Origin of the sequence: Deefgea salmonis, assembly GCF_020531905.1 — a bacterium.
Lineage (GTDB): Bacteria > Pseudomonadota > Gammaproteobacteria > Burkholderiales > Chitinibacteraceae > Deefgea > Deefgea salmonis.
In genome coordinates, this window is the sequence record NZ_JAJAWG010000002.1 from 439,210 (window position 1) to 463,835 (window position 24,626).

The following is a 24,626-nucleotide window of genomic DNA, read 5'->3' on the forward strand; positions in this document are numbered from 1 at the left end:
GTTGGCTCTGGCAGTCATTAAGAAGTAGGGCGTAGTGAAACAAAAAATAATTGCTTTGTTGATCGCCGCTTGCGGCATAACACCACTTCATGCTGGCGAAATGCCAGATTTTGGCGATATTTCGCAACAAGGCTTGAGCACGCAGCAAGAGCGTGAAATCGGTGAAAATGCCATGCGGCAAATTCGCCGCAGCGGCGCAATGATCGAAGACCCTGAAATCGTCGCCTATCTGAATCAAGTCGGCTATCGCCTGACTGATGCCGCTGAAATCAGCCAACCGCAATTTACTTTTTTCCCTTTACTGGATGCGAGCGTGAATGCGTTTGCCATGCCCGGTGGCTTTGTTGGCGTACATACCGGTTTATTGGTGCAGGCGCAGCATGAGTCCGAAGTCGCCAGCGTGTTGGCGCATGAAATTGCCCACGTCAGCCAACGGCATATTGCCCGTTTAATTGATGGCACCAAATCGAGTCCGTGGATTTCATTGGCATCGATTGCAGTGGCTTTATTGGCGTCGCAAGCGGGGCGAGGGGATGCCGCGGTGGCTGCGATTGCTGCGGGCACGGGGGTTGCAGTGCAAAGGCAGCTTGATTTTACCTATTCGTTTGAACAAGAAGCCGATCGCATCGGCATGCAAACCTTAAAAAAATCAGGTTACGATCCTAGCGCGATGGTGGTGTTTTTTGAGCGCTTGCAAAAACATAATCGATTGTATGAAAACAACGCCCCTGATTTTTTACGCACGCACCCTGTGACATTCAAGCGTATTTCTGACGCCCAAGCGCGCTTGGGTGAAATCAAATTTAAAGCGGTTCCCGATAGCCTTGAATTTTTATTTATTCGCGAAAAATCTCGGGCGATGCAAATGGGCGGGCGTGACGGGGTGCCTTATTATCAAGGCATCATCCAAGAAAAACGCTACGCCAATGAATCCGCGCAGCACTATGGCTTGGCGTATTCGTATTATCTATTACAACAGTACGATCAGGCATGGCAGTCACTGCAAGTGGCAAAAACCAGTTTATCTAAAACCAAAAATCATCCCATGCTGGCCTTTTTGGCTGGCAATATTCAATTAGGCCAAGGCAAAAACGCTCAAGCAGTGCAAACCATGAGCGATGCCGCGCAAGCTTTTCCGGGTAATCGTGCCTTACTCTATGGCTTGATTGATGCCTATATCGCCAGCGGTCAATTTGCAGAGGCTAGACTCAGCCTGAATGACGCTTTGGAGTTTTATCCTTCGGATGCGTGGCTATATCAAAGACGGGCGAAGATGTATGCCAAGCAAGGTGATCTTATGCGGCAGTATCAGTCGCAAGGCGAATACTACGTTCGCCTACAAGAATATACCGCTGCATTTGAGCAGTTTGAATTGGCGCTCAAGCAGCCCGGCAATGATTTTTATTTGCTCTCAGCCATCGAAGCCAGGCTCAATCAATTGCGCCAAGAGCAGCAAGATGCTCGCAAGAAAAAATAATCGATACTCGTCGTCATGGCCTGGTTTTTTAAGTCATTCTCGTCAAACTTGCAATGCGATGTGTTGGTTTTGATATGCCAAGTGAATCGATTTTAATGCCTAAAAAACAGCGCCAAGGCACGCAACTGCTATGATGCGCCATCGAGTTTGGCTCGATGCGCTCAATTTAAATAAAAAGGATTTAGTATGAAACATTTTCTCGCTGCGACAGTCTTACTTGCCAGTGCCCTCGGTGCGCAGGCGGCAACACCCGCTGCTAACGTTGAAACCACACCAAGTGGCATTCAAATCACCACCCTAAAAGCCGGTACTGGCCCAGCGCCCAAAGCCAGCGATACCGTGAGTGTGCATTATCGTGGCACGCTAGAAAATGGCACAGAATTTGATAGCTCATATAAACGCGGCAAACCAGCAACATTTCCTTTGAGTGGTGTCGTTCCTTGCTGGACAGAGGGCGTACAAAAAATCAAAGTGGGTGGCAAAGCAAAATTAGTTTGCCCACCGCAATTGGCCTACGGTAGCCGTGGTATTGCTGGCGTGATACCAGCCAATGCCACATTGATTTTTGAAGTTGAAGTATTAGAAATTAAATAATCAGTGTCGGCGACGTGTCGACATTTGAAATAATTGGAGTTGATGATGTTCAAATTTGTTCTTCCCGTCGCTTTGGTTTTAGGTTTAGCTGCTTGTGATCAAGGCGCGCAATTGGCGCAGCAAGCCGCCTCATCGGTGGGCGCCATCGTTGGGCAAGAAATTAAAAATCAAGCCAACGCCGTGATTGACCAAACCGTGGGTGAAGCCAGTGACGCTTTAGCGCCATTTGGCATCAATGCCAGTCAAGTGAGTGGCGCGATTAAAGATAAAGCCGGTAGTTTAATTAGCCAAGCCATGCCATCGAATGTGAATTGGAGCGGTTTAACTGCATTGGCGGGCAAAACACCGAATGACATCGGTTTATTTACTGCCGTTAGCCCGATCGATGCTCAGCTCAACACTTTGCTCGGTGAGCAAGCCAAAGCATTTAAAGCGACGTTGGCTGGCACCGTACTCAAGCAAGACCAAGTGCTGTATTTACTCAGCGACAATAAAGATCAAGCCATGTGGTTAGTCATTGACACTGCGAATCGCAAATTAGCGGCTGGGCAAATTGTGAATGGTCAATTGAAAAACCTGCCTTCTGCAGGCGAAGCAATCCAATTGCCAAGTGAAATTACGGCTTTGCAGAGTAAATTGCTGAAATAAACAGCAATCCATAACAGCCAAACAAACTGCCGAGCTAAGCCTCGGCAGTTTGTTTTTGTGCCACAGACAAAGTGGCTAGCGGCATTAATGGTTTTAATTGATGCGCAGCTCTGGCGGTTTGGCAGGCCGGATTGGGCTGACCGGCTTCGTCATACACATAAAATTCGCGGCAAGTGCTGGAGCGTTGGCTGTAAATACTGCAGTGACTGCTTTGCCCCACCGCCCCTTTAAAGCTAATACAGCGTACCTCTTGCTGATTGGTGCCTTTCATTGCGGCATACACCGGCGTGATCATAATGATTTTATCGCTGGGAACAGCCAGCGCATGATCGGTAAAACTACCTGCGACTTCTCCGGCATAAAACGACACCCGAAAATGATTGCAACATGCGCCACAACTGGCGCAAACATGGCCATCGCCATCGGGCATATCGACAAAAACTCGGCCATCTTCTTGCAGTATTTTGATTTGTTGATCTTGGATCTTCATGGCAGCTTTATCAGGGTATAACCATCCAGCGCGCAATGGCTGTGGTGTTGCTGATTATACTGTCGTCATGATTATTTGGCGGTGTTGGATAAGTTACCAATTGCACAGCAGCGAGATCACCGCAATATGCTAGCGCTAGCAGTTGCCCGCGCAGCGTGAACGCGCGGGCAACAAAGCAAACAATTAAGCGGCGAGTGCCGCGTTTTGTTTTTCGATCAATTGCTGGATGCCCAGTTCGGCCAAATCCAGTAAAGCATTCATTTCTGCGCGGCTAAACGCCTCACCTTCGGCAGTGCCTTGGATTTCAATAAACTGACCTGCAGCCGTCATCACCACATTCATATCGGTCTCACAACCCGAATCTTCGATGTAATCCAAATCCAGCACTGGCGTTGTGCCAACAATCCCCACTGAAATCGCCGCAACCGATTCACGAATCGGGCTGGACGCTAATTTACCCTCGGCAATTAAGCCGTTAATGGCATCAGTCAACGCGACAAAAGCACCGGTAATACTCGCCGTGCGCGTGCCGCCATCGGCTTGAATCACATCGCAATCAATCGTAATTTGGCGCTCGCCCAAGGCTTTTAAATCCACCACCGCGCGCAATGAGCGACCGATCAGGCGCTGGATTTCTTGGGTGCGACCGCTTTGCTTACCACTCGCGGCTTCACGGCGCATGCGGCTACCGGTGGAACGCGGCAACATGCCGTATTCGGCCGTCACCCAGCCCTCGCCTTTGCCTTTTAAAAACGGCGGTACTTTTTCTTCGACGCTGGCCGTACACAGCACTTTGGTATTGCCAAACTCAATCAACACACTGCCTTCAGCGTGGCAAGTGTAGTTGCGGGTTAAAGTGACGGTGCGTAGCTCGTTCGGCTGGCGTTGAGAAGGGCGCATGGGATTTCCTTAAAGACAAATTGAATGCGCGAAGTATACCGCAGCGCGTTGCCTCGGCGCAGACGCATCGCTGGCATTTTGGCGCAGTATGACAGCCAACTGGATTGAGCTATCATGGCTTACGATCAATCAATGGAGTAAGCCAAAATGAAAAACGTCATCGGTGGATTCAGTCTGGGCACCCTCATCGCCGTCGCGCTGTCATGGAGCGCTAATCACTCCATTTTATGGGCGATTATTCACGGCTTTTTGAGCTGGTTTTATGTGATTTATTATTTCTTGTTTCGTTAAGTAAGCTGGATTTGTAGGGGCCAATCAGTGTTAGCAGCACCTTCGGGCAGAGTCTCGGTGTAATGCGCTTATTACACCCAGATCAAGCAGGAAAAATTGTAGGGCAGCTTTGGGAGCCCTCTAACCATCCTATATTTATGGCGCGATGTAAAAAAACCACCAAATATTTGGTGGTTTTTTATATGCTGCAATTTCACGACGCTTTAACGCAGCCTATTCCAGTTGAATCAAAGCTGACACGAAGGTGAGCCGTAGACAGTGCTGTAGCACGGCAAGGTGATGCCGACAAAGTCAGGTTTGAATTCAGAACTGGAATTATTCTTCGTCAAACACCGCCGTGGTATACACCTCTTGCACGTCGTCCAAGCTTTCCAGCGCGTCGATCAGTTTTTGCATTTTGATCGCATCGTCGCCTTCAAGCTCAGTCTCGCCTTGCGGTTTCATCGTTGATTCGCCCATTTCGGCTTTAAAACCGGCGGCTTCGAGGGTTTCTTTGATGGTGACAAAATCGTAAGGTGGGGTGATCACTTCGATTGAGCCGTCGTCATTGGTGGCGACGTCGTCAGCACCAGCTTCAAGTGCCGCTTCCATTAACGCGTCTTCATCGGTACCCGGCGCGAAAATCAAATAGCCGCAATGCTTAAACTGGAATGACACGCAGCCGTCCGAACCCATATTGCCGCCGTATTTGGCAAAAGCGTGGCGCACGTCAGCAACGGTGCGTACTTTATTGTCCGTCAGGCAATCGACCATCACCGCCGCGCCATTCAGACCATAGCCTTCGTAGCGGGTTTCTAAATAATCGACACCGTCGAGCGCACCCGAGCCGCGTTTAACCGCGTTTTCGATATTGTCTTTTGGCATTGATTGCGCTTTGGCTTTATCAATGGCCAAACGCAAACGTGGATTCATCAGCACATCGCCGCCGCCCATTTTGGCGGCAACGGTGATTTCTTTGATCAATTTGGTGAAAACTTGGCCGCGCTTGGCGTCTTGACGGCCCTTGCGGTGTTGAATATTTGCCCACTTGCTATGACCTGCCATGCTGCACCTGTATTTTTCATTGAGTCGATAGGGCGATATTCTAGCACGGTCGTCGATGGCAAAAAATATCCGCAGCGGGTCATTGCCTGCCATTTGATGCGGCGCAGTGTTTGTGGCGCGGTATTGTGCTGATTGAATCGAGGTTGTCGTCTTTATGCGACGCTGATTCTTGCGCGGCGGTATTGCTTATTGCAAGGCGTTATCGGTATTTAGCGGCATAAAGCACGTGATTGTCTTGGAATCACCGCACTCGGGTTTTAATTTACTTATCAGCAATTAATGATTTGTTTATTTCTTGGTTAGTCAGCTTGATGTTTTATGAATATGAAACTAGCATCTTTCAAAATTACATTAAAAAGAGAATATGATGCGAGTTAGTCAGGGGCAAAAATGGGCATTGCGTTGTTCGGCAATGGGTTTGACGGCGCTATTGAGTGCTTGCGGTGGTGGGGGTGATGGCGCTGGGATTTTTGATGGTCCACAAACCGATTTAGGTAATAAGCCAGCCGCCACGCCTGCGCCAAGCACGGCGGTAGTGGCGCAAAAATGTTCAGTGAATAATCCCTATCGTTTTGACGATACGCCTTTCAGTACCAGCGGCACTTTGAATGATGAAAAAGCGTGGCTCAAAGACAATATGAATAAAAATTACCTTTGGTATAAAGACATGCCAACGGTGAATGCTGCTACGCCGGCATTTAGTAATGAATCCCAAGTATTTGGCTCTTTATCCGCATATTTCCAAGCGCTAAAAACGCCGACGCTGACTGCTTCGGGGGCTAAGACCGATAAATTTAGTTTTATGCAAATCACCCGTGAGTGGAATGGTTTATTCGACTCTGGCAAGGTACTGGACTACGGTATTCAGTGGCACTACACCGGCGATGCGCCGCCGCTGGCTATACGGGTGGCTTATGTTGAACCGAAATCGCCGGCTGCACTGGCTGGTATTGTGCGTGGTGATGTATTGAAATCGGTCGATGGCGTGGTCGGTGATGCGACCGTTAGCGGTTTATCGGCTTTACTCTATCCACGCAATAGCGCGACGCACCAGTTTATTTTTGATCGGGCAGGCAGCGTGCAACCCGTTAGCATGGCCGCAGCGGACATCACGATTTCACCGGTACCGAGCGATCAAATTAAAATATTTGATGTTGCGGGTAAGAAAACCGGGTATTTATTATTTAATTCGCATATTTCAACCGCTGAACAGCCTTTAATTAATGCGGTGCAGAGATTTAAAGACAACAATGTCAGCGAGTTGATTTTGGATTTACGCTATAACGGCGGCGGTTATTTATATATTGCCAGTGAGTTGGCGTATATGATTGCAGGGCCTACTGCCACGCAAAACAAAGTGTTTGAGCGTTTGCAATACAATGACAAACGTCCTGTCGACACCGCCAATGGCGTAATGCCGTTTTTTAATGCCACGGATAAAAATCAATTTTTACCGACTTTAAACCTAAAACGGGTTTATATCTTGGCATCAGGTAATACTTGCTCGGCGAGTGAATCAATTATCAATAGCTTGCGCGGTATTGATATTGATGTACAAATCATTGGTAACACCACCTGCGGTAAACCGTATGGCTTTATTGGTAAATCTAATTGCGGTATTTCTTATTTCCCAATGGAATTTAAAGGAGTAAATCAGAAAGGCATGGGCGATTTTGCCGATGGTTTTGCCCCACAATGCAGCGCCAATGATGATTTTAGTAAGGCGCTGGGTGATAGCAGCGAAGGCTTGCTTGCTGCGGCGATGTATCGTCAAGCCAATCCGAATTTATGTAAACCCGCCGCAGCCATGGCTTATTCGGGTACGGCCCGAATCGGGCAGGGCGCTTCGCAGGGGCTGGTGGTAAAACCAGAAATGCAAAACAATAAATATTGGACTGTTCGTTAAGCCCGTTAACGTTAAAAAAACGCCAAGATGATCTTGGCGTTTTTTTTATGCTGGTTTTGCGGTTGTGGATTGGGTTTTAGGGGATTTAAGCGCTGACGCCGCTTGTGTTTTGCCACTTGCCCACTAGCATGGAATGTATATTTCCATCGGTGAAAGCTAAATGAAATTTAAAATTGGTTTTGTATCTTGTGGGCTGCTTCTTTTGCTCGCAGCGTGTGGTGGCGGTGGTGGTTCAACATCGGCAACACCGAGCCCAACGCCAAATTCGGTTTCGGCTATTGCCCAAAAATGTGCTCCCAATAATCCCTATCGCTTTGACGATACCGCTTTCAGTACCAGCGGTACTTTGAATGACGAAAAGGCATGGGTGAAAGCCAATATGCAGGAGAAATATTTATGGTATTCGGAAATCCCCAGTGTCAATCCGGCTTTGGCGCAGTTTAATCAAGCATCTAATTCGTATTTATCAATTGATGCTTATTTTGAGGCATTAAAATCGCCTTATTTCACTGCTGCTGGGGTAAAAAAAGATCAATTTAGTTTTACGGCGTTAACGCGTGATTGGCAGGGATTTTTAGACAGCGGCGCAGTGTTAAATTACGGCATTGAATGGCATTACAGTCGCACCAGCGTGCCATGGCAAATGACGGTGGCGTATGTGTCACCCGGCTCACAAGCGGCTTTAGTCGGGGTGTTGCGGGGAGATCAATTAATCACTATCGATGGTCTACCGGCTGATGGTACGGCCAGTAATCAAGCGGCGGTGAATGCCGCGCTGTACCCCAAAGCGGCGAGTGCACACACGATGGTATTTCGGCGTGGCGCGAGTGTATTGAGCTTTAATGTTGTGGCCGATAGCACCAAAACCATGCCGGTATTGCCGGCACAAATTTTAAATGTTGCTAATGGCCCAGTGGGTTATTTGGTGTTTAATTCGCATATTAGTGGCGCGGAAAAACCATTAATTGAGGCGATTAATTTATTTAAAAGAAATAATATTCAATCGTTAATTTTAGATTTACGCTATAACAGCGGCGGTTATTTATATCTTGCCAGTGAGTTGGCGTATATGATTGCGGGGCCGAATCAAATTCAAAATCGGGTGTTTGATCGTTTGCAATTTAGTGATCAACGGCCAGCGCAAACGGCGTTAAATGTCATGCCTTTTTATGCCACGGCGCAATCAACGCAATCGGGTATGGCGGGGCAGTTATTGCCCAGTTTAAATTTAAAGCAGGTATTTATTTTAACTACAGAAAACACCTGTTCAGCCAGTGAGGCGATTATTAATGGTTTGCGCGGAATTGACGTTGATGTGCAAATCATTGGTAAAACCACCTGTGGTAAACCGTATGGTTTTATTGGCCAATCCAATTGCGGGATTTCTTATTTTCCGATTGAATTTATTGGCAGCAATGCCAAAGGGTTTAGTGATTTTAGCGAGGGCTTTACACCGCAATGCACCGCGAATGATGACTTTAGCCGCCCTTTGGGTGATATCAACGAAGGCATGCTGGCGGCGGCTTTATTTCGGCGCAGCAACCCCAATTCATGTCAGCCGCCGATTGCGCTCAATCGCTCTTTGGCTTCGAGGGCAGGACTTGATACCACTGATGCAACTCGCCATATCGACCCAACGGCGTATATTGCCAAACCCGAAATGCATAAAAATCAATACTTGGGATGGCCAAAATAGGCGCGGCGCTTAGCCCGCTGGAGCGACTTTGGATGCGACACTGCGGTACGAAGTTGTGCGTAGCATGACGCTGCGGCGCGTTTCTTACATTGCTTTTGGCCAAAATCCGCATCAACGCAATCGGCCAAACAAACATCACCGCGTCTATTGCTTCGCAGGAAAATAGCTTGGGCTGTCGCCTGCTTGCCAGCGGGGGTATTTTTGCATGCCAGCGGCAAAAAAATCATCTTGCAAGACACGCGCGAGCCATTGCTGTAGCAGTGGATTGGCATGCTGTAAAAACCAATCTGGCGCAACTGCTGAAAATTGCCGAATAAACGGCGCAATGGCGGCATCGCTCAGGCGAAATTCGGTGTCGATCAAATAGGTATGTGCTGCTAGCCTATTGCAGATGTTGGTTTCAAGCCAATACGTCGCATTATCTTGATGTTGCTGCGGGCTGAGTGCCAGATGTCGCTCGGGGTATTTATAGGCGTCGAGCAAGGGCTTAAATTCGGTGTCGTGTTGCAAAATCAACGCCATTTGCTGTGCGCCCAAAGCATTGGGATGCCACGCACTATTTTGACCCAGCGCCCACAGCATAATCTCTAAGCTCTCGGTGATCACTTGGCCATCGGGTAGACATAACACCGGCACCGTGCCTTTGGGCGACACCGCCCATAGCTCAGTCGGTTTATCGCGTAACACCACTTCACGGATTTCAACGCGAAGTTGCGTATGCCAAATTGCCCAACGGGCGCGCATTGCGTAGGGGCAGCGGCGAAATGAATACAAAATCGGTGTTGCCATCATTAAATCCAGTGCGTCAGTTGCGCCAATAGCCCACAAGTGAGCCAACTGATTGCCAACAACGCCAATGGTTTGGCGCTGCGGTGCATGCCGTAAGCCAACAGTAGCAGCAGTACTAACACACTGAGGCCGCCCCACACCGGCGGCAATGCGCCAATGATGGCGCTGCTGGTGGTGCCAATGATCAGCCACGGTAAGGCACCGCAAGCGTATTGTTGCGCGCGGCTGGGTTGGCTTGCAGGAGCGAGATCGGGCAGGTTGACGAGTAACGGCGCTAAAAATTGTTGTGGCGCTTGAATCAGCCCTTTGATCAAGGCGCTCGACACCGCCGGTGAAACGCCCGCTGTGATCAGTAGGCCTTGTAAACCTAGGCTATCCTCAGCGCCGACTGCTTCGCTGCTTGGCGCTGCTGCTGGGGTGCGAAAAATACGCGCAATTTGCCAAAATGCGCCGCCGATGGCCAAACACCATGCGGCCAATTGTTGGCTGGCTGGCAGGCGATTAAAGCCGATTAACAGCGCCAATACCCCGCCGATGATTAAAATTGCGTCATTGGTTTTGTGTTGTAGCAAGCGCAAAAAAGTATCGCTCGCGATTTGATAGAGCGCCAAGCCGGTTAGACCTAATCTTTGCAGTATCGCTTGGCAGGCGTTAATACCAAATATCTGCAGGGCAATACCAAGGATTTTTTCTTTTTTACTTGCCGCACCGTGCGGGTAATTTTGCGCGATTTCTAGCCAATACCATTGCCGCGCCGAACCCGATTCTAAATCTGAAATCCGCCGCATTAAGCCGCCTTGCTCTACTGTGGTGAGCGGGGTGATTTTCATAGTGCAATCGGCCAAGCGTAATCGAGTACTAAGGCGGCAAAAATCAGCGCACCGATGCGATTATTGGCCAAAAAAGCCGCAAAGCAGGCGTCGCGCTGCCGACCACGAATCCGCCGATACTGATCAATAATCGCCAGCATCACCACGGCTAAACCAGCAAAGTAAATCACCCCACGGCCAGTGGCATAACCAATGCCCAGCATGCACAGCACAAATGCGCCAAAGCACAACATCACCGCGGCCACGTCAAAGCGGCCAAAGGTAATGGCTGAGGTTTTGATGCCGATTTTAAGATCGTCGGGCTTATCGACCATGGCGTATTCGGTATCGTAAGCCACAGTCCAGAGTAGATTGGCGGCGACCAGCGCCCAAGCAATCAAGGGCACGCTGCCGGTTTGGGCGGCAAACGCCATTGGAATGCCAAAGCTAAACGCAATGCCTAAATACGCTTGTGGGATGGCTAAAAAGCGCTTGGTAAAGGGGTAAGATCCGGCCAAAAATAGCGCAGGAATGGTGAGTAATAAGGCCAAATGATTGAGCGGCAAGGCCACCAATAAAGCCAGTAACGCGAGGCCAGCGGCGAAATACAGCGCGGCTTTGGGCTTGATTTCGCCAGTGGCTAAAGGCCGATTTTGGGTGCGCTCAACATGGCCATCAAAATCGCGATCAGCCCAATCATTCATCACGCAACCACTTGAGCGCATCAGCCAAGTGCCAAGGCAAAAAATCAATAATAACGACCAATCGGGCCGACCTTGAGCTGCAATCCATAAGCCCCAAAGCGTGGGCCAGAGCAGTAATAAAGTGCCGATGGGTTTGTCCATACGGGCTAAACGAATATACGCCGACCAGCGCTGCGGTTTGAAATAGGGCGTTGGCATTAAATGGGTTCGCAAGGTGAAGGCAAAAGAAAATCACTTAAAAAAACTTCGGTGACCAAAAGCTGCGCCGCGCCAGAATAAAACACTGAACGCCGCGCCCATAAAGTTGCGGCTTGCCCGCCGACGGCCGCTTGCGCTTTTTGCCATAGCGGATGACGCGGGCTGAGCTTACACCAGGCCAGTGCTGAGCGACGAATACACGGGTCGGCAAACAGCAGCGCGCCTAAAGGGCGGCTGCCAGAGCGTTCAAACAAATGAAAGCCCGCTTGTAAGTGCTGTCGACAAGTAATGCTATGGGCAAATACCAAGGGGCGGCCTTGGCTGCACAGTAAAACTTCGCGTGTCGCGACGTGGCTGGCGCTTGGCAGCTGCAAAATTTGCGTTTCATCTGGGTGTGGGCGGCGAAAGCCTTGTTGTAAAACGCGCACGGTTAATTGCGGAAAATGCGCGATTAAGCGTTGAGTTAATGAGCCACGTTCGCTCAACCAAGGTCGCAACGACCACGGCGCTAAGGCCAAGGGCGTGTGCCAAAAAGCGGTATGCGGCATAGGGTTGGGGTTTGTTCATCGAATCTTTGCGATTATGCCACAAAAGCCCAGTGCGCTTGCCGTTCCGGCGTCGCGTTTGCGGCTAAAGCGCTGTTTTTTAGCTTGATTTTTGCTGATGAATATTGTCAGTAATATTGAGTTACCCTATGATGTTGCGATGCAAAATTCAAAATCAGCTTTTAAAATCGGCATGCTCGATACCCTGCCTTTGCAAATGGGCGTGGCCCCGTTTGCGCTCATTTTTGGCACCTTGGCGGGGCCAGCGGGTTTATCGCCATGGGCAACCATGGCGATGTCGGTATTGGTTTATGCCGGATCCAGCCAGTTTTTGGCGCTGAGCTTACTGGCCGTCGGCGCGGCGCTGCCGGTGATTATTTTTACCACGCTGATTATTAATTTGCGCCATGCCTTGTATAGCGCCACCTTGCAGCCGCCGTTTGCCCATCTGCCATTTTGGCGGCGCGCGTGTTTGGCTTTTTTCTTAACCGACGAAACTTTTGCCGTGGTGCAAAGCGCGGCCAGCCGCAAAATTACGCCACTTGACTCGGTGATGCTGGGCTCGGGTTTAGTTAATTTCAGCACGTGGATTGTATTTACTGGCATCGGCATTGTGCTGGGCAATAACATTCCGCAGTTGCAACACTGGGGACTGGAATTTGCGATGGTAGCGACCTTTACCGGCATTGTGGTGCCGCTACTGGTGTCGCGCGCACAAGTGCTGTGCGCGGTGGTGGCTGGCACGACGGCGCTATTGGCGCATGGTTTGCCGTATAAATTAGGCTTACTGTTGGCAGTATTGCTTGGGGTATGGGCGGCAATGCGATTTAAGGAAAAGGCTTGATGGATATACTCACTACAATCGGTCTGCTGCTTGGCATGGCTTTGGTGACTTATGGTTTGCGGGTGTCTTTTTTTCTACCCGGTGTCGGTGAGCGCTTTCCGCCGGTGCTACGCCAAGCGGCAAGCTATGTGCCGGTGGCGGTATTAACGGCGATTATTACCCCAGAAATTTTTATGACTCAAGGGCATTGGCAAGCATTGAGCCCACAATTGGGCGGATGTATTGCGACCGGTTTGATCGTGTGGCGCAGCAAAAAACTCATGCTGGGGATTGTGCTGGGGATGGCGGTGTATTACGCCTTGCGTTTACTTTAGCGTTGGCGTTTGCCGATAGCGTTAAGTCGCAGCTCGATGCGTGCGTCATCAACCCTCAACCGAAAAAATTGCAGTCATCGCTTTTATAAATCCGCTGGTACTTGCGGCAGCATTGCGCCGCTGGTCAAAATACCCCACGCCATCCAGCCGGCGATCAGCACATAAATGAGGCGCGGCAGCCATGCCGCCAATTGCGTAGCGCTGTGCGCTAGATCGGCGCTTTGTTGATTGGCAACGCGTTGCAGCATTTCAGGCAATGTGCCGCTGGCTTCGCCCGTTTCTACCATCGCGACCAAACGTGGATCCGCCAACCATGGCACGGCGCTGAGCGCGGCGGTGAGCGTTTGGCCGCGCTTTAATTATCGTAATAATGGCTGACTTTGTTGTTGTAAATACGCGCAGTTGAGCGTCGATTGTGCAATCGGTATGGCGGCAAACATCGATACGCCTGCGTGCAGCAGCAGCGCCAAACTGGCGATAAAATCATGCTGCTTGCTGCGTAAATACCAAGCGCCCAATAGCGGCGTTTGCAGCAAGGCCTTAACCAGCGTTGCTGAGGTATTGCGCTCAAACGATTGCAGTACCAATCTTCCAAGCCGATACATCAAGTAAATTAAGAGCAGCGGCGTAATAATCCCCAGAGCATAGCTCGATAAACTGAGCGATCCCATTATCAATGCGGGTAGTGGATTAATCAGTAGCGCCAGCAACAGGGTGAGGGCGGGCATCGCTAATTTGGCGCGAACTTGCTTGGTTAAACGGGCAATCAGCGCCGATTGCTCGGCTAGGCGGTTATAGAGCAGGGCAGGGCTGCCGGCATGGCAAGCCGCCGCGACCAACGCCGCATCCAGTGGATTAAATAAACCGGCTTGCACGCCTGCTTGGGCGATGGATTTGCCGCGCGCCAAGGCTTTACGCATGCTGGCTAATTGTGGCTGATAGCGTGGCGCTAGATTGAGGCTGGCTAAAGCATGGTCCGTCGGTAAGCCAGCGCGCTCGAGCACGGCCAATTGGCTGAATAAATCAGCCCGAATTGCATGCGGTAGTGGCGAAAATGAGCTCATAGGCTGCAGTATTGCTGATTGAGCTTAAAAATGCGACTGTGATGGCTGTCAGCTTGTTGACAATCGGAGCGGCTTGAGTTGCAATAGACGCTCTTGAACGACAAGAGAGGCGCCTTGCCCAGGTCGTACTACCGCAGAGATCAAGCTCTGTGTGCGCTATGCATCGCGGTTTGCGATGCAGCTGCACCATCGGTGGTATTAGGGGGAGCAAGGCCGAAGTGATTGGAGACTTGAATCTCCGATTGCTGGTTACAGAGGCTGAATCCTCTGAACTGTCAGTAATCATCGATTACTGGAGTGCTCTTGGTGATGATTTCATTGTCAGCTGGCGTGTTGCCGGCGCATCATTGCCGCACTTTTCCTCTCTCCAAGCGTCTTGTATTGGAGATCACCATGACTGTTACTCAGACCCCACTTTGGACCGCACTGATTACGCCGATGCACGCCGATGGCGGCGTGGATTTTGCGGCGTTAACGCGTTTATTGCACGAGCAAGCTGCAGCCGGCAACGGTATTACGCTGCTCGGTTCAACCGGCGAAGGCGCGAATTTAAGTTTGGCTGAGCGCCAAGCGATTATTGAGCATGCCTGTCGTTTGCAGTTGAATGTGCCGCTCATGGTGGGCGTGGGTGGTTTGGATTTGGCCAGCCAATTAGATTGGTTGGCTTTTTGCGAAACGCAGCCGGTGTCGGCGTATTTATTGGTGACGCCGATTTATGCCAAGCCCGGCGCGCAAGGTCAGCAGCGCTGGTTTCAAGCCTTGCTCGATGCGGTGAGCAAACCGTGCATGTTGTATAACATTCCATCGCGCTCGGGCGTGGCTTTGGCCGAAGCGGCGATTGCCGCTTTAATTGGTCATCCAAATTTTTGGGCGGTGAAAGAATCTGGCGGCAATCCACTGCGGTTTGCTGAGCTTAAATCGGCGTTTCCACAAATTGCGTGGTACTCGGGCGACGATGTGTGGTTTGCCGAGCATGCCTTATTGGGCGCGGCCGGTTTAGTCTCGGTGGCGAGTAATGTTTGGCCGCAGCAAGTGGCCGATATCGTGGCTAAAGGTTTGGCGGGTGAGGCTATTGGGGCGGTATTGCGCGAGACGGCGGAGAGTTTATTTGTCGCACCAAGCCCGATTCCGACTAAAGCGTTAATGCATTATCAGCAGCGCATTGCCAGTAATGTATTACGCTTGCCGTTATGCGCCGAAGATTTAGCTTCGCTGGCACCGTTATTGGCGGCGGATTTGCAATGGGCAGCGGCTTAAACGCTCACCATCATCGTGATAGACAAAGATAGATACAAAAAAAACCGCCATGATGGCGGTTTTTTTTGAACCTGCAGATTAACTTAGACCGCAGCTTCATCCAATTCGGGCAAGGCCACTTGGTTGTTGGTGCTAAATTGGTAGTCTTTAAACACGTGCTCGGCAGTCAGCAATTGATAGCGGCCGTCAGGCAATTGATTACTGGTGTCTTTGAGGCGGTAAGTGTAGTGGCCGCAAGTCCAACAATCAAAATTACGCATGTGCGTGCACAAGCAGGTTTTTTCGTAAACGTGAATTTCAGAAATCTTTTTCGCGTTTGGATTTTCTTCGATGACTTTGTTATACGCCTGAATGTAAGAGCAGCTGCCATTGGCATCGAGCAAATAACCATACGCTTCACAATTGGGGCGAATACCGGAACCAATGGCGGGGGTGTTTTTCAACATTCGCATTGGGTAGCCTGTGGGTGAAATTTGATTCACTTCGATCAGGTCTTCATCGGCTTTAAAGTACTCTTGCTTGACATTGTCCGGCAAACCGCACTCTTTGGTGACGGTAAACCGAGTGGCCACTTGTACGCCGCCCGCGCCCATTTCTAAGAATTTAACCGCATCAGAACCGGTGAAAATACCACCGGCTGGAATCACCGGCATATTCTCGTAGCCTTCTTTTTGTACCCATGCGAGCACTTCGGCCACGATGTCTTCTAGCTTAAATTCAGCCCAATCCATACCAAAGCCTAAATGGCCGCCAGCCAATGGGCCTTCAACGACGACAAAATCCGGTAGGCGGCCAGTACGGGCCGATTTTTTGATAAACAATTGCAGGGCGCGTACCGACGACACAATAATCCCGAGCTTGGCGGTATGAAAACGCGGGTGGCTTTCAATCAGCGCAAAAGAGCCCAAATGCAAACCGGCGGCCAAAGTGATGCCGTCGATGCCGGCGTCGAGCGCGGCATTCATTCGCACGCGTAAGGTTTCTTTGGGGCCGTTCATCGTCAACTTTTCCATACAGTTGATGAAGATCATGCCATTGCCTTGCTTACGCGCCATGGTGGCTTCAACGTGTAAACGGGTGGCGTTGGTCAGTTGTTCTAAATCGAATTGCACCACGGCTTTGTCGCTGTTGGCGACGTTGAACTTGTATTGCTTGAGTTTGTCTTTGACGTATTTTGTGTTGTAGCGACGATCGGTGACCGTATTAATCATCGCGTCGGAGATATGCCCGATGCCGCCAAGACGGCAAGCTTCTAGTGCTAAGTCGGCCGTGGAGATGTCCACACCCATGCCACCGATCATAATCGGCACATACTCTTCTTTACCAAATTTCAGACGAAAATCATCAACACGCTTCATTAGATCGTTCCATTCTTAAGCTGGTTTTAAGGCCAGCTCAATGATGAGTAAAATTTTTCAATGGCGAATGATAACGTGTAAAAGGGGTTTTTGGCTTGTGTCAATGATGACAATACGCAAGATTTTGCCAAAGGCATCATTGTGTAACTCTTTTTTCTTTCAAATTTAAGTTGTTTTTGTCGTGGTTATTTCTTTGTTGGTCAGGAAAAGACAAGGGAAGATGTAAAGCCAAATTCAAATCTAAATCATTTAGAATAGCCACTTCGATTTAAAAGGAGCCGCAATGGCGCAGATACTCTGGTTTTCGCAGCTTGCTGAGTCGCTGGCTGAGCGTCAGGCGGCGCATTTGTATCGCTTTCGGCGGGTGTTAACTTCAGCGCAAGGGCCACAAGTTGAGTTAGCAGGGCAAAAGCTGTGTAATTTTTGCAGTAATGATTACTTAGGCTTGGCCAATCACCCACAATTGATCGCTGCCGCGCAAGCGGGCGCGGCGCGTTGGGGCGTGGGTAGCGGCGCTTCGCATTTGGTCGCTGGGCATTTTGCCGTTGAGCAGCAGCTGGAAGAACGCTTGGCGGCGTGGGCCAATAAACCGGCGGCGATCACTTTGTCGACCGGTTATATGGCCAATTTGGCGGTGATTACCGGTTTGATGTCGCGTGGCGATGCGATTTTTGCTGATAAGCTCAATCATGCTTCGCTCAATGATGCGATGGTGTTGTCGCGCGCCGACGTAAAACGTTTCGCGCATGGCGATCTGCCAGCCTTGGCGCGGCAATTGGCCGCATCGAAAGCTGCGCGCAAAATGATTGTGGTCGACGCCGTCTTTAGCATGGATGGCGATATTGCGCCGCTGGCCGAAATGCTTAAATTGGCCGAGCAGTACGACGCGCTACTGTATGTCGATGACGCGCATGGCTTTGGGGTATTAGGCAATGGCCGTGGCACTTTGGCCGAGCTGGGTTTGTCGTCGCCACGGATTATTTATATGGCGACTTTGGGTAAGGCGGCTGGCGTTGCCGGGGCGTATATTGCTGCAGAGCAGGTGGTGATTGATTATCTGATCAATACCGCTAAGCCGTATATCTATACCACGGCTGCGCCGCCATTGATTGCTGCGGCGATGCATGCCAGTTTGGATTTAATTGCGCAGGATGTGGCGCGGCGTGTGCGCTTGCAGCAGCATATTGCGTATTTCCGCCAGCGTTTGGCAGGCGCTTGCACTTTATTGCCGTCGAAAACGGCGATTCAGCCGATTATTTTGCCCAGTAGCGAAATCGCCGTGCAAGTTTCTGCCGCTTTATTTGCTGCTGGATTTTGGGTGGCGGCGATTCGCCCACCCACGGTGATCACGCCGCGTTTGCGGGTGGTGCTCAGTGCCGCGCATACGCACGAAGAAGTCGCAGCCTTATGTGAGCAGTTGCTGCGCATTTTAGCGGCATTGCCTGCGGTCGATTCAACGCCTACGACCGATTCCGATGGCATCGATTTAAGCGAAATAGATTAAGGATTAAGGGATTAAGGCGTTTTTATGCTCAAACTCAAACTCAATCTCATCGGCCCTGGCCGCTTGGGGCAATCTATGGCCCGCTTGGCGCAATTGTCGGGTCAATATCAGATTGCTGGCGTGTTGGCGCGAACGCCAGCGGCGCAAAAGGCGCTGGATTTTATCGGCGCCGGGCAAGTAGTCAAGACGCTATCGGCGTTGCCCGCCGCCGATTTATGGTTGCTTGCGGTGCCCGATTCAGCGATTGCTGCGGTGGCGAGCGAGCTGGCTCAGGCTGGCGTGATTGCTGCGGGCAATGTGGTGTTTCATGCCAGCGGCGCATTAGATGCGCAGCAGTTGGCGTCACTCCGTGCGCAAGGCGCGGCGCTGGCCAGCGTGCATCCAGCGTTTTCTTTTGCCGATCCGGCGCGCGCAGTAGCGACGTTTGCTGGCACGCTGTGCGCGATTGAAGGCGACGCGGTGGCGTGTGGGCGCTTGCAAGCGTGGGTCAGTGATTTGGGCGGGGTGCCATTTGCACTGCAAGCTGGCGGTAAAACGGCGTATCACGCCGCACTCACTATGGCTGCCAATTATCTGGTGACTTTGGCTGAGGTGTCGCTGCAAACCGCCAATCAAGCAGGTATCGCGCCCGAGATGGCGCAGCGCTTGGTGTTGGGGCTGATGCAGCAAACCTTAAATAACATCGTCGCCATTGGGCCTGCTGCGGCATTGACGGGGCCGATTGTGCGCGGCGATAGTGCCACCGTCGCCCAGCACTTGGCGGTTTTACCGCGCCAGTATCGATCCTTGTATCAAGTTTTGGGGCAACATACGCTATGCCTCGCCGGTGAGCGTTTAAACCCGCAGCAGCGGCAAGCGTTGGCGCAATATTTACATGAGCAATGAGGTGTTGGGTGGGTATATGATTGCAGGCTATAAAATTAAAGCGCTGTATATGGATACCCATTTGGCATGAGCTTTGTTCGAACTTGATGTTGATCGCTTATATCACCAGTGCTTGAGCTGATCGACTTCAACTCCTTCCCCCTTGATGGGGGAAGGTTGGGATGGGGGTGTTGAGCTGTACGCCGGCGTCTCACCCTCACCCTCTCCCATCAAGGGAGAGGGAATGCGCGAAGCTACGATCAACGCGTAATCTGAACATCGCCTTGGTATGGTGGGCGATATGTCAGCCCTAAATCGATTGACTGGGAATAAATGAATGTGGATTGAAACGCGGGGCCAAGGGCCTGATGTGGTGTTGTTGCATGGTTGGGCGATGAATAGCACGGTATGGAATTCGATTGCCGATGCGCTGGCGCAAGATTATTGCGTGCATTTAGTCGACTTGCCCGGCCATGGGGCGTCGCCAGCGAATGGGGCGTTAAGTCTGCCAGCGATGGTGGCGGCAGTGGATGCGGCGTTTCCTTGGCCGGTGCAAGTGATCGGCTGGTCTTTGGGCGGCGCGGTGGCAGCGCAGTGGGCGATCAGTCAGCCGCAAAAAGTAAAGTCCTTGAGCCTTATTGCATCTAGTCCGTGCTTTATGCAGCAAGCCGATTGGGCCAGCGCGATGCCAGCTACGGTATTGGCGCAATTTGCTGAGCAATTGCAGCAAGATTGGCAAGGTACACTCAAACGCTTTATCAGTTTGCAAGCAATGGGGGACGCCAGCGCGCGCGCAGTGACTAAGGAATTACTCGCCGATTTATTCAAGCACGGTGAGCCCAGTTTAACTGCGTTGAGTGAGGGTTTGGCGATTTTGCGCGATACCGATTTACGTGCGCAAATTAGCCAAATTGATTGCCCAGTGCTGCTGCAATACGGTGATCGAGATACCTTAACGCCAGTGGCGGTGGCGCATTGGTTGGCCAGTCAATTGAGTGATGTGACGTTGAAAATTCATCAAGGTGCAGCACATGCGCCGTTTTTGTCGCATCGCGATGCGTTTTTGGCGACGCAGTTGGCGTTTCTGGCCAAAAACTAATGCTGGTGCTCGAGCAACGACGCGGCCAATCGCGCGAGCGGGCGGTTTAGAGCTTGAACTGGGTAACGAGCTGATCTAATTGAGTGGCACTGCGTTTGAGCTCGAGCGATAAACCGGCATTGGCATCAGCACTCAGACTATTGTCCTCGGCCAGCCGAGCAATCCGTTCGACACTTTGTGCAATGGCGTGGCTGGCGAGTTTTTGTTCGGCCATGGCCGAATTGATTTCAGCAATGGCGTTGAGCTCTTCGCGGCTACTGCTATTGATATTACTGAGCGCCTTGCTGGCATCGCCCACCCGTTCGCTACCGCGTGCCATTTCTTCGCGAGCGATCACCATGCCTTTGACCGCTTCGTCAGTGTCTTTACGAATGGTGGAAACGAGCTTGGTGATTTCGGTGGTCGATGCGCTAGTGCGCTCGGCTAATTTACGCACTTCATCGGCCACCACGGCAAACCCTCGGCCTTGCTCGCCCGCACGAGCGGCTTCTATGGCGGCATTGAGTGCCAATAAATTGGTTTGATCGGCGATTTCTTTAATGACTTGCACGATGCTGCCAATTTCAGTCGAATGCACTTGCATATTGTCGACTTTCCCGCCCAAGTCTTGCAGATTTTCAGAGAGGTCGGTGATTTCATGCAGCACCGATTGCATCAGTGTTTGGCCTTGTTGTACGTCATTTTGCGCGGCTTGCGCTTGCAGTTCTGATGAGGCGGCGTGCTCAGAAACCGTAGCAATACTCACGCTCATTTGCTCCATGGCCGCCGCCATTTCACTGGAGGCATTGGCTTGATGGTGCGAGGCTTGCACCACTTGATCTGAGTTTTGATTGAGTCGATCCGCTGAGTTGGAAACGGCATTGGCATTTTGGCGAATCTGGCCGATTAAATGTCGTAAGCTGATGGCCATGATATTAAAGCTTTCGCCGACATCGGCGAGTTCATCTTTGATATTCAGATGAATCGTTCGGCTTAAATCGCCACTGGCTAGCAATTCAGTTTCTAAGCGCAATTGATTGACCGAACCATGAATGGATAAATACGCCCCAGTCAATAAATAGGCGCCTAAAGCCAACATGATGAGCGCTAGGCTCAGCACAAAATTGCGCTGAGCCATAATTCGATTTTCTCTGGCCGTTAAGGCCGTTTCTATTTCGGCAATCACCTGAACAGAAAATTGATTGAGCGCGTCAATATTGCGAGTAAGCAATGCAAAATGGGCGGCAGGATCGACCTTAATCTCGGTGTTAGCAAAGCCGGTTTGTAGATATTGAGCAGTTTGATTGAGTTGCTCTCCGGATGTTTTTCCTGCTGCTTTGAGCTTTTCAACCGAGGTGCGACTCAGTTTTTTATTGATCTGCTCGGCAGTCTGTTGCGTTAAAACTGCCAGCGTACTCATTTGAATGGCGTCTTCTGGCGTAGCGGTTTTTTCGGTAGCCAGCCGAGTGCCGATACCGCGTGCTTTGGCTAAGGTTTCGGTTGCAGGCATTAAGTTAGCAAAATAGATATCCTGCAGATAGTAACTGTCGCTTTCTGGGTCTAAAGACAGGCCAGAATAATGTGCGATATCACCCAATAGGGCGATGCTGTGTGCAATTACACGACTGTGTTGCTGGAAATTATCGCTCGATTGCTGCCACTGTGTGAGCAACGGCGTGATTTCGGTTTCAAGCTTTTGCCATTTTTCGGGGATTGGCGTCAGCGGTGTGGTGGCAAGCTGTTTTTTGACTTGATCGATGGCTGTTTTGAGTTTTTGTTCTGACTCGGTAATGGCCGGCGCAAAATCAGTTTTCCCTTGCAAAAAAGCCGTAGTCAAACCGCGGTGGCGCTGCAATTGGTCAACGACATCGCGCATGATATTGGCGTATTGCAGGCCGACGCGTTCGTTGTTAAGTGCACTGAGGTCGGTATTAAAGTTAATGACGATTCGAGTCAGCATAAACAGCGTTGGAATCGCCAAAATACAGGCAATCAATATAAATTTTTGAGCAAAGCGTAATTTTGAGACTAAGGCGATAGCCGGTGAAAATAGCGTGCGCAGCATGACTGAGATCTCGATTAAATCGACAGTCCACTATATGAAGTAATTTTCGAGAAGGATATGTGAAATTAATTAATGCTCATTTTTTTTAAATACTCGCTGGAACTCGGCGATGGCTGCGATTTAAAGATTGAGGGCCAAATATAAAGCCTCGTCTTTCCATGGCGGAAAAACGAGGCTGTGGGCGAATGAATCGGCAGTGAAGCTTATTTTTGTGTAGCGAGAATTTTTTCGATGGCGTCTTTTGGAATCGCGCCCGAAACGATTTGGCCGTCAGCAAAAATCAAGGCTGGCGTGCCATTGATGCCGAGTGACTCGCCGAGTTTAACGCTGCGCGCGATGGGGTTATCACACGTGGTTTTACCGCCGGTTGGCAAGTTACCGTTGTGCATGAATTCGCGCCAGGCTTTTTGTGGATTTTCGCTGCACCAGATCAGCTCAGATTTACGCGCTGCATCCGGATGCAAGCCAGCTAGCGGCATCAAGAAAGTGTAAATCGTGACATTTTCAATGCCGGCTAAACTGTCTGTTTCAAGGCGTTTGCAAAATGGGCAATCTGGGTCAGAGAACACCACTAATTTACGGCTACCATTGCCACGGACTTCTTTGATCGCGTCTGCGAGTGGCAATTTGCTGAAGTCGGCTTTATTGAGTTCAGCCATGCGCGCTTCAGTCAGGCTTTTTTTGGTCGCAACATTAACCATATCGCCAACGACGACAAACTCACCTTTGGCGTCGGAATAAACAATCTGGCGCTTATTTAAGACCACTTCGTACAGGCCTTTAATTGGCGTTTCGCTGACCGAATCAACCGGTTGACCAATTTTTTTGGCCAGATTGGCTTTTAAATCTTTGGGTGGTGCATCCGCTTGGGCACTGCATGCGGTGAGCGCGATCATGCCTGCGGCAATCAGAGTACGGCTTAGGTGTTTCATGAGTCATCCTTCAGTCAGGTAAATTGCTGCAAAGCAGCGATCTGCAGTGTTTATGAATCCATCGCGTGGCGAATTAATTGCCGTTTTAGCCATGGTAAAGCATTGGTCACGCCCAGTCCCACATTGCGTAAACGCATTAAAACGGGATGGTCATTATTAAAGAGCTGCTGCAAGCCATCACACACGGTTTGCATTAATCGAACGGGCTCGCGGCGAGCCCGCTCATAGCGTCTTAAGACTAAATAATCACCGATTCGTTCCGGATGGGTTTTTGTTAATAAGTCAGCCAGTTCGGCAACGTCACCAAAACCTAAATTAACCCCTTGTCCGGCTAAGGGGTGCACCGTATGCGCCGCATCGCCAACCAAAGCTAAACGCGGTTTGACGCACTGTTCAATCTGATTGAGTTTTAGCTCAAACGCCGCGGGCGGGGTAATTAAAGTGAGTTCGCCCAATGCGGCATTGCCAGCTTGAACGACTTTGGCAGCCAGTTGGCTAGGGCTTAAATTGAGTAATTCATTTTTTAGCGCAGCGTCGCACGACCAAACCATCGACATCTGTTGCTGGGCGAGCGGCAGCCAAGCCAAAATACTGTCGGTTTTAAACCATTGTTGTGCGCAGCCGTAGTGAGGGTTTTCAATGGCAAAATTGGCGACAACGCCAAATTGCGCATAGGGTTTGCTGCTGGCTTGAATCCCTGCTTGTCCGCGTACCCAAGATTGCGCGCCATCCGCGCCGACAACTAAACGCGTGCGGAGTTGGCGTTGATCGGCCAAGGTGAGTGTGGCGGCATCCAGATCGATTGCGAGTGATTGCGCGCTGGCTGGCGTGATGATGTCAACATGGCTGCAGTCGGCGAGGGCCAACCAAAGTGCACGCTGTAATTCACGGTTTTCCACGATAAAAGCCAGCTCATCGACACCGCTTTCTAGTGCGTTAAATTCTAACAAGGCATCGACGGCGTCACCGCGGATTTTCATCGCTGAAATGGGCGATAAACGCTCCGGGCGAATGCGCTGCCAAGCGCCGATTTGTGTCAGGAGCTGACGACTAGCGCGGCTAATGGCATAGACTCTTTGATCCCACGTGGAGAGATCAAAATCTAGGCAAGGCGCGCGGCCTTCGAGCAAGATCACCGAAAGCGAGGTTTTTTTGAGGGCCAGCGCCAAAGCGGCGCCGACTAAACCACCACCCACGATGAGGATATCGGCATCGAAATTTTTCATACGCACGAGTTTAACATTGTGAATGATTC

The 24,626-nt window shown here is 50.6% G+C and carries 24 protein-coding genes, 1 pseudogene and 1 riboswitch; of the genes and pseudogenes, 12 read left to right on the forward strand and 13 right to left on the reverse strand.

Annotated elements, in window-relative coordinates; all coding sequences use genetic code 11:
• The first annotated feature begins 34 nt into the window (after positions 1–34).
• The 3 genes from LG219_RS05790 to LG219_RS05800 all read left to right on the forward strand — a co-directional run bounded on the left by LG219_RS05790 (position 35) and on the right by LG219_RS05800 (position 2,719).
• Positions 35–1,477, forward strand: coding sequence for a M48 family metalloprotease (locus LG219_RS05790; protein ID WP_226763583.1), 1,443 nt, complete (start codon positions 35–37; stop codon positions 1,475–1,477).
• A 186-nt stretch (positions 1,478–1,663) separates the two neighbouring features.
• Entirely contained in the window at positions 1,664–2,071 is a 408-nt protein-coding gene (locus LG219_RS05795; protein WP_226763584.1) for an FKBP-type peptidyl-prolyl cis-trans isomerase, read from the forward strand.
• Between the two features lie 45 nt (positions 2,072–2,116).
• Positions 2,117–2,719 carry a hypothetical protein gene (locus LG219_RS05800; protein ID WP_226763585.1) on the forward strand — a complete coding sequence of 201 codons (603 nt, stop codon included), beginning with the start codon at positions 2,117–2,119 and terminating at the stop codon, positions 2,717–2,719.
• A 34-nt stretch (positions 2,720–2,753) separates the two neighbouring features.
• On the opposite strand, the gene LG219_RS05805 is transcribed toward LG219_RS05800, so the two are convergent.
• Positions 2,754–3,209: a YkgJ family cysteine cluster protein gene (locus tag LG219_RS05805; protein ID WP_226763586.1), complete on the reverse strand. Its 456-nt coding sequence runs from the start codon at positions 3,207–3,209 to the stop codon at positions 2,754–2,756.
• 183 nt (positions 3,210–3,392) lie between these two features.
• A complete protein-coding gene (rph, locus tag LG219_RS05810) occupies positions 3,393–4,109 on the reverse strand; it encodes a ribonuclease PH (RefSeq protein ID WP_226763587.1) in 717 nt (238 codons plus the stop codon).
• Positions 4,110–4,256: 147 nt separating this feature from the next.
• Between rph and LG219_RS05815 the strand changes: the two genes are divergently transcribed.
• Positions 4,257–4,400 carry a hypothetical protein gene (locus tag LG219_RS05815; protein WP_173533534.1) on the forward strand — a complete coding sequence of 48 codons (144 nt, stop codon included), beginning with the start codon at positions 4,257–4,259 and terminating at the stop codon, positions 4,398–4,400.
• Between the two features lie 315 nt (positions 4,401–4,715).
• On the opposite strand, the gene LG219_RS05820 is transcribed toward LG219_RS05815, so the two are convergent.
• Positions 4,716–5,444 (reverse strand): YebC/PmpR family DNA-binding transcriptional regulator, encoded by a 729-nt coding sequence (locus LG219_RS05820; protein WP_226763588.1) that lies wholly within the window; start codon positions 5,442–5,444, stop codon positions 4,716–4,718.
• A 364-nt stretch (positions 5,445–5,808) separates the two neighbouring features.
• Between LG219_RS05820 and LG219_RS05825 the strand changes: the two genes are divergently transcribed.
• Together LG219_RS05825 and LG219_RS05830 are read left to right on the forward strand one after the other, a co-directional pair.
• The gene (locus LG219_RS05825; RefSeq protein ID WP_226763589.1) at positions 5,809–7,350 is read left to right on the forward strand and encodes a S41 family peptidase; all 1,542 of its coding nucleotides are present in this window, start codon (positions 5,809–5,811) and stop codon (positions 7,348–7,350) included.
• A gap of 160 nt (positions 7,351–7,510) precedes the next feature.
• A complete protein-coding gene (locus LG219_RS05830) occupies positions 7,511–9,046 on the forward strand; it encodes a S41 family peptidase (RefSeq protein ID WP_226763590.1) in 1,536 nt (511 codons plus the stop codon).
• Between the two features lie 144 nt (positions 9,047–9,190).
• Here LG219_RS05830 and LG219_RS05835 read toward each other — a convergent pair whose 3' ends face one another.
• Genes LG219_RS05835 through LG219_RS05850 form a run of 4 tightly spaced genes read right to left on the reverse strand, consistent with a single transcriptional unit; the run spans position 9,191 to position 12,094 of the window.
• Entirely contained in the window at positions 9,191–9,883 is a 693-nt protein-coding gene (locus LG219_RS05835; RefSeq protein ID WP_226763591.1) for a glutathione S-transferase N-terminal domain-containing protein, read from the reverse strand.
• Positions 9,838–10,665 (reverse strand): hypothetical protein, encoded by an 828-nt coding sequence (locus LG219_RS05840; protein ID WP_226763592.1) that lies wholly within the window; start codon positions 10,663–10,665, stop codon positions 9,838–9,840. Before LG219_RS05840 ends, LG219_RS05835 begins: the two co-directional genes overlap by 46 nt.
• Positions 10,662–11,546, reverse strand: a complete 885-nt coding sequence (ubiA, locus tag LG219_RS05845) for a 4-hydroxybenzoate octaprenyltransferase (RefSeq protein WP_226763593.1) — start codon at positions 11,544–11,546, stop codon at positions 10,662–10,664. The genes LG219_RS05840 and ubiA overlap by 4 nt, the downstream gene beginning before the upstream one ends.
• Positions 11,546–12,094 (reverse strand): chorismate--pyruvate lyase family protein, encoded by a 549-nt coding sequence (locus LG219_RS05850; protein ID WP_226763594.1) that lies wholly within the window; start codon positions 12,092–12,094, stop codon positions 11,546–11,548. Before LG219_RS05850 ends, ubiA begins: the two co-directional genes overlap by 1 nt.
• Positions 12,095–12,209: 115 nt before the next feature.
• On the opposite strand from LG219_RS05850, the gene LG219_RS05855 reads away from it, so the two are divergent.
• Complete coding sequence (locus tag LG219_RS05855; protein ID WP_226763595.1) at positions 12,210–12,935, forward strand: AzlC family ABC transporter permease; 726 nt, start codon at positions 12,210–12,212, stop codon at positions 12,933–12,935.
• Complete coding sequence (locus LG219_RS05860) at positions 12,935–13,249, forward strand: AzlD domain-containing protein (RefSeq protein ID WP_226763596.1); 315 nt, start codon at positions 12,935–12,937, stop codon at positions 13,247–13,249. Before LG219_RS05855 ends, LG219_RS05860 begins: the two co-directional genes overlap by 1 nt.
• 83 nt (positions 13,250–13,332) lie before the next feature.
• On the opposite strand, the pseudogene LG219_RS05865 reads toward LG219_RS05860, so the two are convergent.
• Positions 13,333–13,596, reverse strand: a pseudogene (locus LG219_RS05865) (type II secretion system F family protein); the annotation flags it as partial.
• 12 nt (positions 13,597–13,608) lie between these two features.
• Positions 13,609–14,313, reverse strand: coding sequence for a type II secretion system F family protein (locus LG219_RS05870; protein WP_226763598.1), 705 nt, complete (start codon positions 14,311–14,313; stop codon positions 13,609–13,611).
• A 96-nt stretch (positions 14,314–14,409) separates the two neighbouring features.
• A riboswitch (Lysine riboswitch) is annotated at positions 14,410–14,624 on the forward strand.
• An 82-nt stretch (positions 14,625–14,706) separates the two neighbouring features.
• Here LG219_RS05870 and dapA point away from each other — a divergent pair.
• Positions 14,707–15,570 carry a 4-hydroxy-tetrahydrodipicolinate synthase gene (dapA, locus tag LG219_RS05875; RefSeq protein WP_226763599.1) on the forward strand — a complete coding sequence of 288 codons (864 nt, stop codon included), beginning with the start codon at positions 14,707–14,709 and terminating at the stop codon, positions 15,568–15,570.
• Between the two features lie 83 nt (positions 15,571–15,653).
• Here the strand turns inward: dapA and LG219_RS05880 are convergent, their stop codons facing one another.
• Positions 15,654–16,928, reverse strand: coding sequence for a nitronate monooxygenase (locus LG219_RS05880; RefSeq protein WP_226763600.1), 1,275 nt, complete (start codon positions 16,926–16,928; stop codon positions 15,654–15,656).
• A 283-nt stretch (positions 16,929–17,211) separates the two neighbouring features.
• Between LG219_RS05880 and bioF the strand changes: the two genes are divergently transcribed.
• The 3 genes from bioF (at position 17,212) to bioH (ending at position 20,395) form a co-directional block, all read left to right on the forward strand.
• Positions 17,212–18,432: an 8-amino-7-oxononanoate synthase gene (bioF, locus tag LG219_RS05885; protein ID WP_226763601.1), complete on the forward strand. Its 1,221-nt coding sequence runs from the start codon at positions 17,212–17,214 to the stop codon at positions 18,430–18,432.
• Positions 18,433–18,456: 24 nt separating this feature from the next.
• On the forward strand, positions 18,457–19,317 hold the full coding sequence (locus tag LG219_RS05890) for a Rossmann-like and DUF2520 domain-containing protein (RefSeq protein ID WP_226763602.1): 861 nt from the start codon (positions 18,457–18,459) through the stop codon (positions 19,315–19,317).
• Positions 19,318–19,633: 316 nt separating this feature from the next.
• Entirely contained in the window at positions 19,634–20,395 is a 762-nt protein-coding gene (gene bioH, locus LG219_RS05895; RefSeq protein ID WP_226763603.1) for a pimeloyl-ACP methyl ester esterase BioH, read from the forward strand.
• Positions 20,396–20,441: 46 nt separating this feature from the next.
• Here bioH and LG219_RS05900 read toward each other — a convergent pair whose 3' ends face one another.
• The 3 genes from LG219_RS05900 to LG219_RS05910 form a co-directional block, all read right to left on the reverse strand.
• On the reverse strand, positions 20,442–22,439 hold the full coding sequence (locus LG219_RS05900) for a methyl-accepting chemotaxis protein (RefSeq protein WP_226763604.1): 1,998 nt from the start codon (positions 22,437–22,439) through the stop codon (positions 20,442–20,444).
• A gap of 203 nt (positions 22,440–22,642) precedes the next feature.
• A complete protein-coding gene (locus LG219_RS05905; RefSeq protein ID WP_226763605.1) occupies positions 22,643–23,371 on the reverse strand; it encodes a DsbC family protein in 729 nt (242 codons plus the stop codon).
• Positions 23,372–23,421: 50 nt separating this feature from the next.
• Positions 23,422–24,597, reverse strand: coding sequence for a UbiH/UbiF family hydroxylase (locus LG219_RS05910; RefSeq protein WP_226763606.1), 1,176 nt, complete (start codon positions 24,595–24,597; stop codon positions 23,422–23,424).
• Positions 24,598–24,626: the final 29 nt, after the last annotated feature.

Coding starts and splice junctions, on each gene's coding strand:
- LG219_RS05795 (WP_226763584.1), top strand. CDS start 1,664: ATGAAACATTTTCTCGCTGCGACAGTCTTACTTGCCAGTGCCCTCGGT.
- LG219_RS05800 (WP_226763585.1), top strand. CDS start 2,117: ATGTTCAAATTTGTTCTTCCCGTCGCTTTGGTTTTAGGTTTAGCTGCT.
- LG219_RS05805 (WP_226763586.1), bottom strand. CDS start 3,209: ATGAAGATCCAAGATCAACAAATCAAAATACTGCAAGAAGATGGCCGA.
- rph (WP_226763587.1), bottom strand. CDS start 4,109: ATGCGCCCTTCTCAACGCCAGCCGAACGAGCTACGCACCGTCACTTTA.
- LG219_RS05815 (WP_173533534.1), top strand. CDS start 4,257: ATGAAAAACGTCATCGGTGGATTCAGTCTGGGCACCCTCATCGCCGTC.
- LG219_RS05820 (WP_226763588.1), bottom strand. CDS start 5,444: ATGGCAGGTCATAGCAAGTGGGCAAATATTCAACACCGCAAGGGCCGT.
- LG219_RS05825 (WP_226763589.1), top strand. CDS start 5,809: ATGATGCGAGTTAGTCAGGGGCAAAAATGGGCATTGCGTTGTTCGGCA.
- LG219_RS05830 (WP_226763590.1), top strand. CDS start 7,511: ATGAAATTTAAAATTGGTTTTGTATCTTGTGGGCTGCTTCTTTTGCTC.
- LG219_RS05840 (WP_226763592.1), bottom strand. CDS start 10,665: ATGAAAATCACCCCGCTCACCACAGTAGAGCAAGGCGGCTTAATGCGG.
- ubiA (WP_226763593.1), bottom strand. CDS start 11,546: ATGCCAACGCCCTATTTCAAACCGCAGCGCTGGTCGGCGTATATTCGT.
- LG219_RS05850 (WP_226763594.1), bottom strand. CDS start 12,094: ATGCCGCATACCGCTTTTTGGCACACGCCCTTGGCCTTAGCGCCGTGG.
- LG219_RS05855 (WP_226763595.1), top strand. CDS start 12,210: ATGAATATTGTCAGTAATATTGAGTTACCCTATGATGTTGCGATGCAA.
- LG219_RS05860 (WP_226763596.1), top strand. CDS start 12,935: ATGGATATACTCACTACAATCGGTCTGCTGCTTGGCATGGCTTTGGTG.
- LG219_RS05870 (WP_226763598.1), bottom strand. CDS start 14,313: ATGAGCTCATTTTCGCCACTACCGCATGCAATTCGGGCTGATTTATTC.
- dapA (WP_226763599.1), top strand. CDS start 14,707: ATGACTGTTACTCAGACCCCACTTTGGACCGCACTGATTACGCCGATG.
- LG219_RS05880 (WP_226763600.1), bottom strand. CDS start 16,928: ATGAAGCGTGTTGATGATTTTCGTCTGAAATTTGGTAAAGAAGAGTAT.
- bioF (WP_226763601.1), top strand. CDS start 17,212: ATGGCGCAGATACTCTGGTTTTCGCAGCTTGCTGAGTCGCTGGCTGAG.
- LG219_RS05890 (WP_226763602.1), top strand. CDS start 18,457: ATGCTCAAACTCAAACTCAATCTCATCGGCCCTGGCCGCTTGGGGCAA.
- bioH (WP_226763603.1), top strand. CDS start 19,634: ATGTGGATTGAAACGCGGGGCCAAGGGCCTGATGTGGTGTTGTTGCAT.
- LG219_RS05900 (WP_226763604.1), bottom strand. CDS start 22,439: ATGCTGCGCACGCTATTTTCACCGGCTATCGCCTTAGTCTCAAAATTA.
- LG219_RS05905 (WP_226763605.1), bottom strand. CDS start 23,371: ATGAAACACCTAAGCCGTACTCTGATTGCCGCAGGCATGATCGCGCTC.
- LG219_RS05910 (WP_226763606.1), bottom strand. CDS start 24,597: ATGAAAAATTTCGATGCCGATATCCTCATCGTGGGTGGTGGTTTAGTC.